General features: G+C 70.0%; 10 protein-coding genes. 6 read left to right on the plus strand and 4 right to left on the minus strand.

Annotated elements, in window-relative coordinates; genetic code table 11:
- Positions 1-87 precede the first annotated feature (87 nt).
- Entirely contained in the window at positions 88-807 is a 720-nt protein-coding gene (locus Aco03nite_RS29570; RefSeq protein WP_239145531.1) for a cyclase family protein, read from the minus strand.
- 127 nt (positions 808-934) lie between these two features.
- Here Aco03nite_RS29570 and Aco03nite_RS29575 point away from each other — a divergent pair, with 127 nt between their 5' ends.
- From Aco03nite_RS29575 to Aco03nite_RS29590, 4 genes are all read left to right on the plus strand, one after another.
- A complete protein-coding gene (locus Aco03nite_RS29575) occupies positions 935-1594 on the plus strand; it encodes a MerR family transcriptional regulator (protein WP_203800447.1) in 660 nt (219 codons plus the stop codon).
- Complete coding sequence (locus tag Aco03nite_RS29580) at positions 1591-4407, plus strand: VIT domain-containing protein (RefSeq protein WP_203800450.1); 2817 nt, start codon at positions 1591-1593, stop codon at positions 4405-4407. Before Aco03nite_RS29575 ends, Aco03nite_RS29580 begins: the two co-directional genes overlap by 4 nt.
- 1042 nt (positions 4408-5449) lie before the next feature.
- Positions 5450-5848, plus strand: coding sequence for a ricin-type beta-trefoil lectin domain protein (locus Aco03nite_RS29585; RefSeq protein ID WP_203800453.1), 399 nt, complete (start codon positions 5450-5452; stop codon positions 5846-5848).
- A gap of 573 nt (positions 5849-6421) precedes the next feature.
- Positions 6422-7063 carry a class I SAM-dependent methyltransferase gene (locus Aco03nite_RS29590; RefSeq protein WP_203800455.1) on the plus strand — a complete coding sequence of 214 codons (642 nt, stop codon included), beginning with the start codon at positions 6422-6424 and terminating at the stop codon, positions 7061-7063.
- Positions 7064-7462: 399 nt separating this feature from the next.
- On the opposite strand, the gene Aco03nite_RS29595 is transcribed toward Aco03nite_RS29590, so the two are convergent.
- From Aco03nite_RS29595 to Aco03nite_RS29605, 3 genes are read right to left on the minus strand one after another with little or no spacing between them, the layout of a single operon-like run.
- On the minus strand, positions 7463-8626 hold the full coding sequence (locus tag Aco03nite_RS29595) for a prenyltransferase/squalene oxidase repeat-containing protein (protein ID WP_203800457.1): 1164 nt from the start codon (positions 8624-8626) through the stop codon (positions 7463-7465).
- On the minus strand, positions 8613-9335 hold the full coding sequence (locus tag Aco03nite_RS29600) for a class I SAM-dependent methyltransferase (protein ID WP_203800459.1): 723 nt from the start codon (positions 9333-9335) through the stop codon (positions 8613-8615). The genes Aco03nite_RS29595 and Aco03nite_RS29600 overlap by 14 nt, the downstream gene beginning before the upstream one ends.
- A 6-nt stretch (positions 9336-9341) precedes the next feature.
- Entirely contained in the window at positions 9342-10589 is a 1248-nt protein-coding gene (locus Aco03nite_RS29605; protein WP_203800461.1) for a glycosyltransferase family 4 protein, read from the minus strand.
- 267 nt (positions 10590-10856) lie between these two features.
- On the opposite strand from Aco03nite_RS29605, the gene Aco03nite_RS29610 reads away from it, so the two are divergent.
- Together Aco03nite_RS29610 and Aco03nite_RS29615 are read left to right on the plus strand one after the other, a co-directional pair.
- Positions 10857-12863 carry an NADPH-dependent 2,4-dienoyl-CoA reductase gene (locus tag Aco03nite_RS29610; protein WP_203800463.1) on the plus strand — a complete coding sequence of 669 codons (2007 nt, stop codon included), beginning with the start codon at positions 10857-10859 and terminating at the stop codon, positions 12861-12863.
- A gap of 11 nt (positions 12864-12874) precedes the next feature.
- Positions 12875-13672 (plus strand): crotonase/enoyl-CoA hydratase family protein, encoded by a 798-nt coding sequence (locus Aco03nite_RS29615; protein WP_203800465.1) that lies wholly within the window; start codon positions 12875-12877, stop codon positions 13670-13672.
- Positions 13673-13694: the final 22 nt, after the last annotated feature.

Consider the following 13694-nt stretch of genomic DNA (forward strand, 5'->3'; position numbering starts at 1 on the left):
GCTCACAAGCCCCGGCTCAGCCGACCACCGATGCCGGCCCGAGCCGGCAGGGCCGGGGCAGGCGCCGATCGGGACCTGCTCCCGCGTTCACCCCGGCGGCAGGACTCCGTAGATCAGAGCGGTCGAGCCGGAACCGGCTCGGTTGATCTGTCCACCACAGAGCACCCACGCACCCGTGGCCGGCAGCTCCCCCAGATTGGTGAGGAGCTCCAGGCTGATCCGCCGTTGCCGGTAGACGAGCCGGGACACCGTGAGATCGGTATCGGTGCTGACGTCGGGGCTGAACGCGTCGGTCCCGGTGCCGCCGCGCTCGCCCAGCCGGCCGGTGTCGATCAGCCATTGCACGGTCTCCGGGGCGAAGCCTGGATGTGGCAGGAACTCCCCGGTGCCGAACCGCTCGGCCCATCCGGTCCGGATCACCACGACCGACTCACGAGGGATGCGACCGTACGCCCGCTCCCACCGCCGCAGGTCGGCCACGCTGACCGCATGACCCGGGTCGGCCGTGCACTCCGCCCGGACATCGACGCAGACGGCCGGACGGAACAGATCCTCCGGGGTCATCTCGTCGGCGAGCAGCCCACCCGGGGTGAAATGGCCCGGTGCACCCCAGTAGGTGCCGGTGTGCTCGCCGGCGAACACCGTCTGGAGGTAGAAGCCCTCCTTCTCCAGGGTCGCGACGGTTTCCAGCCGTGGCGGTGGATCGCCCGGATAAACGCTCACCCGGGCTGGGTCGTTGACGTGAGACAGAGTGATCAGCCGCAGTCTTCCCAGCACATCGTCCCTGGTGATACCCATCCTGCTCATCAGCGATCCCACCTGTCGTCAGCACTCGAGGGCAGCTTCGTCCGAGGGGAGCCCGGCCCGGCCGTGTTCCCGTTCGGCCACCATACTCCCATTGACAGTGTCACGGTGACAGTGTCATTCTCTGGGCATGTGGACGATGGAGCAGTTGGTCGAGAGGGTCAGCGCGGCACTGGCCGCGGAGTACCCGGGCGCACCCAACGGCCGCATCCGGGAGGTACCCGATCGCAGATCGATCCGGTGGTATACGACGATCGGCCTGGTCGACCGGCCGCTCGGCACCCGGGGGCGCACCGTCTTCTACGGGCCGCGTCACCTGCTGCAGCTCGTCGCGATCAAGCGACGGCAGGCGGCGGGGCTCACACTGGCCGAGATCCAGACCGAGCTGGCCGGGGCCACCGAGGAGATCCTGGCCGAGGTCGCCCGCATTCCGGGTGAGCTTCTCGCCACCGAGACTCCACACGCCGAATCCGCGGCACGGCCGCTGTTCTGGAAGGCCGCTCCCGCCGCACCCGATGTCGATCGCACCGCCGGCGACGCCGGTTCGCCCGACACCGCCGCCGCTCCGCCCGGTTCCACCCGCAGGGCTCTGGCAGCCACTCTCGCGGAGCTGGCCGAGCCCGCGACACCGATCCCCGGATTGATCACGGGCATCCCACTCGGCAGCGGCGTGGTCCTGCTGCTGCCCCGACACACCGCCGACATCGACATCGCCGACCTCACCGAAGCCGCCCGGCCCCTGCTAGACCTGCTCGCTTCCCGCGGGCTCACCGATGGGAGAAACGCATGATCATTTCTGTGAACCCGATGGGACCGGCCGAACTGGAACGTCACCGGCCCGCGGACGACGCCGGTCTCGGCGCTCTGCTGACCGATCGCGGCAACCTGCCGCTCGACCGACTCGACGTGCGCGCGTCCGTCAGCGGTCTGCTGGTGCGCACCGAGCTGACCACCGAATTCGTCAACGCTCACGACATCGCGCTCGAGGCCACCTACGTCTTCCCACTGCCCGATCGCGCCGCGGTCACCGGCATGACGATGACCGCCGACGACCGTGTCGTCACCGCCGAGCTGCGTGAGCGCGGCGCCGCCCGGGAGCAGTACGACCAAGCCATCGCCGCGGGCCAACGCGCCTCCATCGCCGAGGAGGAGCGGCCCGACGTCTTCACCATGCGAGTCGGCAACATCCCGCCGGGCGAGCGCGTCGTCGTGCGCCTGCGGCTCGTCGGCCCCCTGGCATACGAGGACGGTGCCGCGACCTTCCGGTTCCCGCTGGTCGTCGCACCCCGATACGTCCCCGGCATCCCGCTCGGTGGGCCACAGGCCGGCGACGGCCAGGAGCCGGACACCGACGCCGTTCCGGACGCTTCCCGCATCTCCCCGCCGGTGCTTCTGCCCGGCTTCCCCAACCCGCTGCGCCTGTCCATCGGTGTCGACATCGACCCGGCCGGGCTGGAGCTGGGCGAGGTGCGCTCCAGCCTCCACACTGTCACCGAGCAGGGCGGGACTCTGCGAATCGCGCCCGGTGAGCGCGCCGACCGTGACTTCGTGCTCCGGCTGGCCTATGCGCCCGGGTCCGAGACCGCCGTGGCCGTCCCCGATGAAGACGGCGAGCAGGGAACGTATCAGCTGGTGGTTCTCCCTCCGGAGGCCGCCGTCGCACCGCGCCCGAAAGACGTGGTGCTGCTGCTGGACCGGTCCGGCAGCATGGGCGGCTGGAAGATGGTGGCCGCACGGCGGGCCGCAGCTCGTGTCATCGACACCCTGACCGCCGCCGACCGGTTCTCCGTCATCACCTTCGACCACGTCGTCGAGTGGCCGGAGCGTCTCGGCAACGGGCTCGTCGAGGCGACCGACCGCAACCGCTACCGGGCTGTGGAACACCTGGCCCGGGCTGACGCCCGTGGTGGTACCGAGCTGCTCAGCCCGCTCACCACCGCCCTCGCCATGCTGTCGGACAACCCCGGCCGCGATCGTGTGCTGGTGCTCGTGACCGACGGCCAGGTCGGCAACGAGGACCAGATCGTCAAGCAGGTCAGCCCGCTGATCGGTGGGATCCGGGTGCACACCGTCGGTATCGACCGCGCGGTCAACGCCGGCTTCCTCGGCCGTCTCGCCGCGATCGGTGCCGGGCGTGCGGAGCTGGTGGAGAGCGAGGATCGGCTGGACGAGGCAATGGAGCACATCCACCGGCGAATCGGCGCACCCGTCGTCACGGGTCTCACCGTGAGCGGCGACGGGTTCACACCGATCGACGGGACGCGCAGCCCCGCTCGCTTGCCGGGCCTGTACCCTGGAGTGCCGCTGGTCATCACCGGGCGTTACTCGGGCGCGGCCGCCGGTTCCCTGTCGGTGGCCGGGCGGACACGTGACGACCAGGACTTCCTGACCTCCGTGACGGTGCGGAGCAGCTCCGAGACGGCGGTCACCTCGCTGTGGGCACGCGCCCGGCTGCGTGATCTCGAGGACGCGTACACCTCGGGGGATCACTCGCTGGAGACAGACATCGTCGGCACCTCGTTGCGGTTCGGGGTCCTGTGCCGGTTCACCTCCTTCGTGGCTGTGGACGAGCGGGTGGTGAACGAGGGGGGCCGATCGCGAAAGGTCACCCAGCCGGTCGAGATGCCGTCCGGGTGGGAAACGCCGCCGCCGGCACCACCGGCCTTCCACATGCTCGCTGCCTCCTCGCCGTTCCCGGGAGGGGCCGTTCCCATGGCGGCGCCGATGGCCGTCCCGCCGCCTCCGCCAGCGCCCGGTGCGCCCGCTCCGGGTCGTCCGGGAGGTATGCCGCCCTGGGCAGGCCGGGCCGGCAGCGCGCCGCGGTCACGCAGTTCGTTCGTGGCGAAGTCCGGCCCCGGAACTCCTCCCCCGGTGCCGCCGACTTCTGGAGCGCCCACGGGAGCACCGGCCTTCGAGCCGCCCACCAGTGGCGCTCCTTGGGGAGCGCCGGGTAGCGGTGCCGCTGACCAGGTACCGGTGGACGAGGCCAGCTTCGGGGCCGCACCCGTGACTGGAGCGCCGTCTGCCTCCGGTCCACAGCCCATGACCGGGGCGCAGCCCGAGGCCGGAGCTCAGCCCGAGGCCGGAGCTCAGCCTAGGGCCGGGGCGCCGCCCGCAGCCGATGGGGCGCACCCGGAATCGGTTGCTGGGGCCGCTCCCAGCAGTGGCACGCCGGCAGCGTCGGCCGCGCCCGTGGGGCCGAGTGCACCAACCGGGCCGGGGGCGCGGGGAATCGCCGGGCCGTTGAATCGCCCTCGGCCCGCGGGTCGATGGGGATCGCGGCGGGGCCAGGCTTCCGCGGCGGGTGACAGCGGACTGGCTGTCGACGAGTTGCGGGAGCTGGCCGCGGTCGAGGTGACCCGGCTGCGGGAGGCCGCACAGCAGTCGGCGCTCGACCGTCGCGACCTGCTCGATGACCTCGCCAGCCGCCTGTCCGTGCTGCTGGAGCCGGTGACCGACGATGCAGTCGACCCTATCCGCGATCTGGTGAAGCTCCTTCGGGGAGACACCAGCATCGACGAGCGCTGGTCGACCGCGATCCGGGTGCTCGATGAGTTCGTCGGCGGCAAGGCCACCAAGAAGCGCCCCTTCTGGAAGGCCTGACCCTCACCACCGTCTCGGGGTTCATGGACGCCTCCATGGCCGGGCCATGAGCCCCGAGACTCCGACGCCCCGGCAGCGAGACCGGCGCGCTGCGCGGGCTCTGCAATGCGCAGGCTCTGCACTGCGCGCCACCGGGCCGCAAGGGCGCGGGCGTTGCGGTTCCAGGCCGTGAGGTTTCGGGCCCTCCGGTTCTGAGCGTTGTGGTTCTGAACGCTGCGGTTCCGGGCCGCGCGGTTTTGGGCGCTGTGGTTCCGGGCCGTGCGGTTCCGGGCCGTGCGGTTCCGGGCCGTGCGGTTCCGGGCCGTGCGGTTTGGGCGAGGCGGTTTCGGGTGTTGGGCTGGGTGGGGTTGGTGGTTTGGGGTGCGAGATCGAGCGGTTTGGGAGTGCTTACTGGAGGGGGTGGGTGGGTTCGGAGGGGTGGGCTCGGTACCACATCGGTAGGTGTGGGCCGGTAAGTTGGGGCACCGGTGTTGGACCTTGGGGATGGGAACGCCACGTGGGGGATGGACTGGGCGACGAGCCGGATCCATTGTTGGTTCGGCCGTTCGTTTTGCCTGATGGGGACCGGCATGAGTCGGTGCCGTCCGCGTCCACCTGGCCGGCTCGGTCCCAGTCCGATGATCAGTCGACGCAGTTGCTTCCGACGGTTCCGGCGGCTGCCTCTGTGGCGCATGAAACGGGCGGGCTGCGACGGTGGCGGCCGTTGATTCTGGTCGGGGCGGGGGTTGCCGCGATAGTGAGTGTCGCTGGGTACGCGTTGCTTCGGCCGGCCACCGGGGGCGTCGAGTGGGTCTCGCAACCGGGGCTGTCATTGCCGGCTGCGGTCGGTCCGGACGTCACGGCCGATGCGACCGAGGACGGTGCTTCCGTCGACGAGCAGTCCGGCACGGAGGCCGGTGGCACCGGAGGGGAACGTGGATCCTCTACGCAGACGCGGCCCGGCTCCCCCACACCTGCCGCTGGGAGTGGGACGGTCAGCCGGCCGGCATCGGCATCACCGGCAGCCAGTGGCAGTCCGGCGGCTTCGGTGTCTTCGGGGCCGGTGATCGGGTTGTTGCCCAGTGCGATTCCTACCGGCCGCGGGCTGCTGGTCAACGGCAGTGGGCTCTGTCTGGATCTCCGAGGCGGGCGGGCCGGCGAAGGGCGGGACGTGCACGTCGACACCTGCAACGGGACCAGTCCGCAGCGGTGGGAACTGCGCTCGGACCGGACACTGGAAGTGTCGAACATGTGCGCGTACCTGGTCGGCGACGGTACGGCTGAGTTGACTCGATGTGATGGACGGCTGACTGCTCAATGGCAACTCTTCGACAACGGGGCGTTGATCAACATGTCCAACGGGCAGTGCCTCACTGATCCGAACTCCGGTACTCGGCCGGCCCGGGCGGTAACCGTGACACTCTGCTCCGGCGGCAAGAACCAGACCTGGACTTTCAGCTGATCCGAATCGGAGCGGGCTGAGGCCTGTCCCTTTCGGGAAGGGCTGCAGCCCGGAGATCGCGCGGCGACACGAACTGGGTGAGGGCTGCGGCCTGGGCAAGACTGGTCGGGCGGGCCGCGGCTGTGTGGAGCGCGGCTTTTACAGACAGGCCGGGATGGGCGAGTTTCGCCTGGACGGGTTCCGGCGGAAGCCACTCCGGGGGCGGGCAGACAGACCAGGCGATCCCTGCTCCAGACGGTTCCGGGGCTGGACGTGGCCTGGGCTGGACGTGGCCTGGGCCCGACGTGGCCTGGGCTCGACGTTGGCTGGGCTCGACGTTGGCTGGGCTCGACGTTGGCTGGGCTCGACGTTGCCGAGTTGAACGCGTCGGACTGGACACAGCCGGACTGGACGCGGTTGTGCTGAACGCGGTTGTGCTGATCGTGTCGGACCGGACGCGTCGGGCTGGACAGCGGTTGGACCGGACGCGTCGGGCTGGATGCGGTTGGGCTGACCAGGGCTGGGCTGACCAGGGCTGGGCTGGGCGGATAGGTGGGGTGGGGGCTGGTGGGCGTACCGAAATAGGATGTTGGGATGGATCTTGGGTTGCTCGAGGCGGCTGTCGGGGCTGACGGGTTTATGCCGGAGGATGAGGGGCGGGCTCTTGCTTCTGCTGCTCTTGCGGCTCCGGGTGGGGTGATTCTGGAAGTTGGCAGCTACCTGGGGAAATCCACTCTCTATCTGGCTGCGGCTGCTCGTGCTCGGGGCGGCAAAGTGGTCACCGTGGATCATCATCGGGGGTCCGAGGAGCACCAGGCGGGATGGGAGTATCACGATCCGGGACTGGTGGATTCTTCGGTTGGGCTGATCGACACGCTTCCCGGGTTTCGGCGGACCATTGCTGCTGCGGGGGCCGAGGATGTGGTGGTCGCTGTTGTTGCTCGGGCTGAGGAGTTCGCGGCTATCTGGGGCTCGCCGCTCGCTTTTCTTTTTCTTGACGGCAGCCATACCGACGAGTCGGCTCAGCGGGATCTTGCCTCCTGGGCGCCGCACCTGACCGTTGGTGGGATTCTTGCGATCCACGATGTTTTTCCTGATCCTGCTGATGGTGGGCAGGCTCCCTACCGGATCTATCGCCGGGCCCTCGAATCCGGTGAGTTCACCGAGATCGAGGGGCAGGGGTCGCTTCGGCTGCTGCGGCGGGAGCGGTTCGGGGAGTCCACGGAGACCGTCTGACAGCGGGACAGCGGGACAGCGGGGCGGCGGGGCGGCGGGGCGGCGGGGCGGCGGGGCGGCGGTGATCGATACGGAGGACTGCCCCGCAAGCGCACGGTTCCGCGCCCGTGGCCCGGAGACTCGGGCCTGGGATGAGACGCGGCCAAGGGCGCGCAGCCTCCCCAAGAAAGCGGAGCTGTGGGCAGGGCACGCTGCCTCCCCAAGAGGGCGGGGCTGCGGAAGGTCGCGCAGCCTCCCCAGAAGGGGCGGGGATGCCGGCAGCCTCCCCAAGAAAATGGGGCTGCGTGCAGGGCGCGCGGCCTTCCAAGAAAGCGGGGCTGTGGGCGGGGCGCGCGGCCTTCCCAAGAGAGCCGGGCTGTGGGTAGGCCGCAGCAGTGCCTCGTCCCCGGGCCCGGTCGGCTAAGGGTGTGCGGCCTTTCCGAGAGGGCGGGGGTGTGGGTGGGCTGCGTCTCGGAAGATTGCGGAACGTGGGTGGGCTGCGTGTAGGGCGTCTACGGCCAGGACCACGGCGGCTGCGGTCCAGGTGGTTCGTTCCACCGGCCAGCGGACTCCGTCCTTCAGGACCAGGCCGGTCCAGTAGGAGCCGTCCTTCTCCCTCAGGTGCTGCATCGCCGCCACCATCTCCTCGGCGGCTGATCTCTCGCCCATCGCGTCCAGTGCCAGGGCCAGCTCGCATGTCTCGGCTCCGGTCACCCATGGCTGGTCCGCCACGCAGCGGGCTCCCCTTCCGGGGACCACGAACTCATCCCAGCGATCGGTTATCCGCTGGTGGGCGGCCTGGCCCCGGATCGCGCCGCCCAGGATCGGGTAGTACCAGTCCATCGAGTAGCGGCCCTTGTCCGCGAAGGCCTCGGGGCGGTCCCGGATCGCGGTTCCCAGCAGGTCTGCGGCCAGTTCCCAGTCGGGCTGGGGCTCGCCCACCCGGTCCGCGATCAGCACTCCGCAGCGCAGGGCCTGATAGATGCTGGACGAGCCGGTGAGCAGGGCGATCCGGTCGCCGGCCGCCCACCAGATCTCGCCTTCGGGGGCTTGCAGACCGGTCACGAAATCCAGGGCGGCCCGGATCGACGGCCACATTCGGGCCAGGAAATCGTCGTCCCCGGTGCTCAGCCAGTGATGCCAGCAGCCGACAGCCAGGTACGCGGCATGGTTGCTCTCGGCGGTCGGATCCGCGACAAAAGCGACCGGAGAAGCAGCGACAACGGCCGGACCAACGGCGACAACGGCCGGACCAGTGACAGCAGCGGACGGAGAAGCGGCGACAGCAGCCGGACCAGCGACGGCAGCGGACGGAGAAGCGGCGACAGCGGACGGGGCGTACCGGGAAGCCCACGACCCGTCCGGGCGCTGATGGCGGCGCAACCAGTCGTAGGCGGCGGCCGCTCGTTCGTGCTCGCCGCCCACGTCCAAGGCCATCGCGGCCTCCACGTGGTCCCACGGGTCGGCCTGTTTTCCGCGTTCCCACGGGATCAGGCCGTCCGGTTCCTGGTCGGCGGCGATGGTGGTGACGGTGGCTCTGATGTCGTCGGCGCTCAGCACGCCCGGCAGATCAGGCACCGACATCCGCGAGCACCTCCTCCTTCTTCAGGTAGATGACGACGCTCTTGCCGATCAGCGGGTTGAGTGCCTGCTCCAGCACCCGGGTGAAGACCGGTTTGTCGACGATGTCCCACACCAACATGCGGTGGTACGCCCGGGTCGGCGCCGCGTCCCCGATGGCACATTTCAGCCACCAGTACGGACTGTGCAGCGCGTGCGCAAAACCGTTACCGGTCACTGTCAGCCCGGCGTCACGCAGCCGTCCGGCCAGCTCGTCCTCCTTGTAGATCCGGACGTGTCCGCCTTCGTTGGCGTGGTATTCGTCGGACAGCGCCCAGCACACCCGCTCCGGCAGCCACCGCGGCACGGTCACCGCCGCCAGGCCGCCGGGGCGCAGCACCCGCGCCAGCTCCTTGATCGCGGTCACGTCGTCGGGGATGTGTTCCAGCACCTCGGAGGCGATCACCCGGTCGAAGCCCGCGTCCGGAAAAGGCAGAGAGAGCAGATTTCCCTGTACGGTCGTCGCACTCGCCGTCGCCGGAGCCTCACCCTCCATGGCCATGGCCGCACACCACTTGCGGGTCGTGCCGAGATCGGTGACGTTCAGGTCGAGGGCCACCACATCAGCGCCACGCCGGTACGCCTCGAAGGTGTGCCGCCCCTCGCCGCATCCCAGGTCGAGGACCCGCATCCCCGGCCGCACGTCCAGCCGGTCATAGTCGACGGTCAGCATGTCGTTCTACCTTCCTGTTATCGCCTGCGCGTACCATTCGGCGGTCCGGAGCGCGGTGCGCCGCCAGGTGAACTGCTCCACCACCCGGCGACGCCCCTCGGCTCCGAGCCGCCGGCGTAGTTCCTCGTCGTCGAGCAGCCGGCCGATCGCGGCGGCCAGCGCTCCGGCGTCGCCGGGTGGCACGTGCAGGGACGCGAGCCCGTCCGGCCCGGTGACCTCCGGCAGCGCCCCGGCGGTGGTGACGACCAGCGGGATCCCGCACGACATGGCCTCGACCGCGGGCAGCGAGAAACCCTCGTACCGGGAGGGCACCGCCGCCACCGTGGCTGACCGGAAGAGATCAGCGAGTTCGTCGTCGCTGATGCCGGAGACGAAGCGGACGGCGGCGCCGAGCCCGAGCCGGGTGATCGAGCGGGCGGCCGCGCCCTCGGGGCGGGCCGAGCCGACCACGACCAGTTCGACGTCCCGTTCGGCCCGCAGTTTGGCGACCGCCTCGATCAGTTCGGGAAGGCCTTTCAGCGGTACGTCGGCGCTGGCCACCGAGACGATCCGCGCCTTACCGCCGGCGCTGTCCCCACCCGGCCGGAACGTGTCGGTGTCGACACCCACGCCGATCACGGTGAGCTGCTCCGGGGAGACGCCGAACGACTGGACGATCTCATCCCGGGCCGCGTGCGACACCGTGGTCAGCCGGGGCAGCCGCCGGGCGACACGGCTCTGCATGCGGGTGAACGCGTACCACCGCCGCAGCGAGACCCGCCGTTTCCAGTTCGGGGCGGCGGCCAGTTCCAGGTCCCGGTCCACGGTGATCGGGTGGTGGATGGTCGCCACCAGGGGGGTGCCGAGTCGTCGCAGGGGTAGTAACCCGTACCCCAGGCACTGATTGTCGTGAATGACGTCGAAGTCGCCGAGCCGCGTCTTCAGATGCCGCCAGGCGCGCAGGGAGAACGTGAGCGGTTCCGGGAACGCGCCGGTGCACATCGACAGCCATTCCAGAACGTCGATGGAGTCGGTGAACTCCTCGCGCCGGGGCGTCCGAAACGGATCAGGATCGCGGTAGAGGTCGAGGCTGGGCAGAACCGTCAGCTCCACACCCTCGTCCAGCTCCGGCAGCGGCGGGCCGGAGAACACCTCGACCCGATGCCCGAGCGCGGCCAGCTCCCGCGACAGGTGCCGCACGTAGATCCCCTGGCCCCCGCTGTGCGGTTTGCTGCGATACGACAACAGGGCGACACGAAGAGGCTTGGAGATCACCAGAAGACCCTAGAAGGCAGCACCGACTCAATCATCGGCGTTAACCCTACGATTCGATCACTTTAACGCTCGCTCGGGTCCGGAAAGACCACCGCCCAGGAGGCCCGGAAGGGCCAGCACCGGGAAAGACGCAGGCCACGGCATCCGAGGCGGTGGGGACGTCAGGGGCCGGTGTGGATGAAGGACGCCCACAGGGTGGGGTGGTCCCGGTAGCGGCGGCATAGTCAACTTCTTTACTATGCACTTCTTTGCTCATATGCTCCGGGCGTGACGACGTATCCGCATCTGCTCAGCCCGCTCGACCTCGGGCACACGACGCTGCGCAACCGGGTGGTCATGGGGTCCATGCACACCAAGCTGGAGGATCGGCTCGGGGATCTGCCCAAGCTGGCCGCGTTCTTCGCCGAGCGGGCCCGGGGCGGGGTCGGGCTGATCGTCACCGGGGGTTATGCGCCGGTGTGGCGGGGGTGGCTGGCGCCGTTCGGGAGCCGGATGACGCGGGAGAGTCACGCGTTGCAGCATCGGATCGTCACCGACGCGGTGCACGAGCACGACGGGAAGATCCTGCTGCAGGTGCTGCACGCGGGGCGGTACTCGTACCACCCGTTCAGTCTCGGGGCGTCGGCGAAGAAGTCGCCGATCACGCCGTTCGCGCCGCGGGCCATGTCGGCGCGGCAGGTGGACCGGACCGCCACCGCGTTCGCACGGGCGTCGCTGCTGGCCCGGCGGGCCGGGTACGACGGCGTGGAGATCATGGGCTCCGAGGGCTATCTGATCAATCAGTTCCTCGCCGCCCGTACGAACAATCGCAGTGATCTGTGGGGTGGCTCTGCCGCGAAGCGGATGCGATTCCCACTGGAGATCGTCCGGCGGGTGCGGGAGTTGTGCGGCGCCGACTTCATCGTGCAGTACCGGATCAGCCTGCTCGACCTGGTCGACGACGCCCAGTCCTGGGAGGAGACCGTCGAGCTGGCCCGGGGGCTGGAAGAGGCGGGCGTCTCGATCTTCAACACCGGGATCGGGTGGCACGAGGCGCGGGTGCCGACGATCGTCACGTCGGTGCCGGCCGGCGCGTTCACCTGGGTCACCGGCAAGCTGCGGCGCGAGGTGACCGTGCCGGTCGTCGCGTCGAACCGGATCAACCGGCCGGAGGCGGCCGAGCAGATCCTCGCCGCCGGGGAGGCCGACCTGGTGTCGATGGCGCGCCCGCTGCTCGCCGACCCGGAGTGGGTGGCGAAGACGGTCGGCGGGCGGGAACGGGAGATCATCACCTGTATCGCCTGCAACCAGGCGTGTCTCGACCACACGTTCAAGAACCAGCGGGCCTCCTGCATGCTCAACCCCCGGGCCGGGTTCGAGACCGAGCTGGTCCTGTCGCCGACCCGGACCCGGAAAAGGATCGCCGTCGTCGGCGCCGGGCCGGCCGGGCTCGCGGCGGCCGTGGAACTCGCCGGGCGAGGGCACCGGGTCGACCTGTTCGAGGGCGCCGAGGAGATCGGCGGGCAGTTCCGGCTGGCCGCGCGGATCCCGGGCAAGGAGGAGTTCGCGCGGACGCTCGACTACTACCGGCACCTGATCGAGATCCGGGGTGTGACGCTGCACCTGAAGGCGCGTGCCGGGGTGTCCGATCTGGCCGGGTTCGACGACGTGGTGATCGCCACCGGGGTGGAGCCGCGGGTTCCGTCGATCCCGGGGATCGAGCATCCGAGCGTGCTCACCTACCAGCAGCTGATCAGTGGTTCCCGTGATGCCGGGCAGCGGGTGGCGATCGTCGGGGCCGGCGGGATCGGGTTCGACGCGGGCGAGTTCCTGCTGCACACGCCGGGCGAGTCGCTCGACGACTGGATGAAGCGGTGGGGTGTCGTCGATCCGGCTGAGGCCCGGGGCGGGCTGGGCGTCAAGGTCAAAGCGCCGGCTCGGCGGGAGGTTTTCTTACTCCAGCGTAAGGAAACCGCGCACGGCAGGGGGCTCGGGAAGACCACCGGATGGGTGCACCGGGCGACGCTGCAGGACTCCGGGGTGACCATGCTGCGCGGTGTCGAGTACGTGCGGATCGACGACGCCGGGCTGCACGTCACCGTCGGCGGGGCGGCCCGGGTCCTGGAGGTGGACACCGTGGTGCTGTGCGCGGGGCAGATCTCGGTGCGGGATCTGGTCGGGCCGCTGACCGCCGCGGGTGTGAAGACGCACGTCATCGGGGGTGCGGACGTGGCCGCCGAGTTGGACGCGAAGCGGGCGATCAAACAGGCGACCGAGCTGGCCGCGCGGCTTTAGGAGCTTCTCTGATGAAATATCTGGACATCTCGGTCGTCGACGGGGTCGCTCACGTGCGCCTCGACCGGCCGGACAAGCTGAACGCCCTCGCGCTCGACACCCTCCGGGAACTCGTCGGCACCGCCCGGAGCCTGAAGAAGGACCGGAAGATCAGAAGCGTGATCATTTCCGGTACGGGTGACTCGTTCTGTTCCGGACTCGACATCGCCGCCGCGATGCGCACTCCGGCCCGGATCGCGAAGGCGTTCGTGCCGGTCCCGTGGCGGGGCACCAACCTGTTCCAGGAGGCGTGCTGGGCCTGGCGCCGGCTGCCGGTCCCGGTCATCGCCGCCGTGCACGGGCACTGTTTCGGGGGCGGGCTGCAGATCGCGCTGGCCGCCGACTTCCGGTTCGCCACCCCTGACTCGCGCTGGTCGGTGCTGGAGGGCAAATGGGGCATCATCCCCGACATGTCCGGGATGCGGACGCTGACCGAGCTGCTCGGCGCCGACGTGGCCAAGAAGCTGACCATGACGGCCGAGCAGTTCGACGGCGCCGAAGCACAGCGCCTCGGCCTGGTCACCGCGTTGCACGACGAGCCGGTGAAAGCCGCCGAGGAGTTCGCCGCCACCCTGTCGGCCCGGTCGCCGGACGCTCTCGCCGCCGCGAAACGCCTGATCAACGGGGCGGTCACGGGCAGCGCCCGGCGGACGTTCGCCCGGGAACGCCGGGAACAGCTCCGGCTGCTGGCCCTGCCGAACACCGCGATCCTGCGCACAGCGGTGCTGAAGCGGACCACACCGGAGTTCCGGCCACGGGCACGTCCGTGACGGATGAGCGGGCACGTCCGGG

Source organism: Actinoplanes couchii (assembly GCF_016862075.1).
GTDB lineage: Bacteria > Actinomycetota > Actinomycetes > Mycobacteriales > Micromonosporaceae > Actinoplanes > Actinoplanes couchii.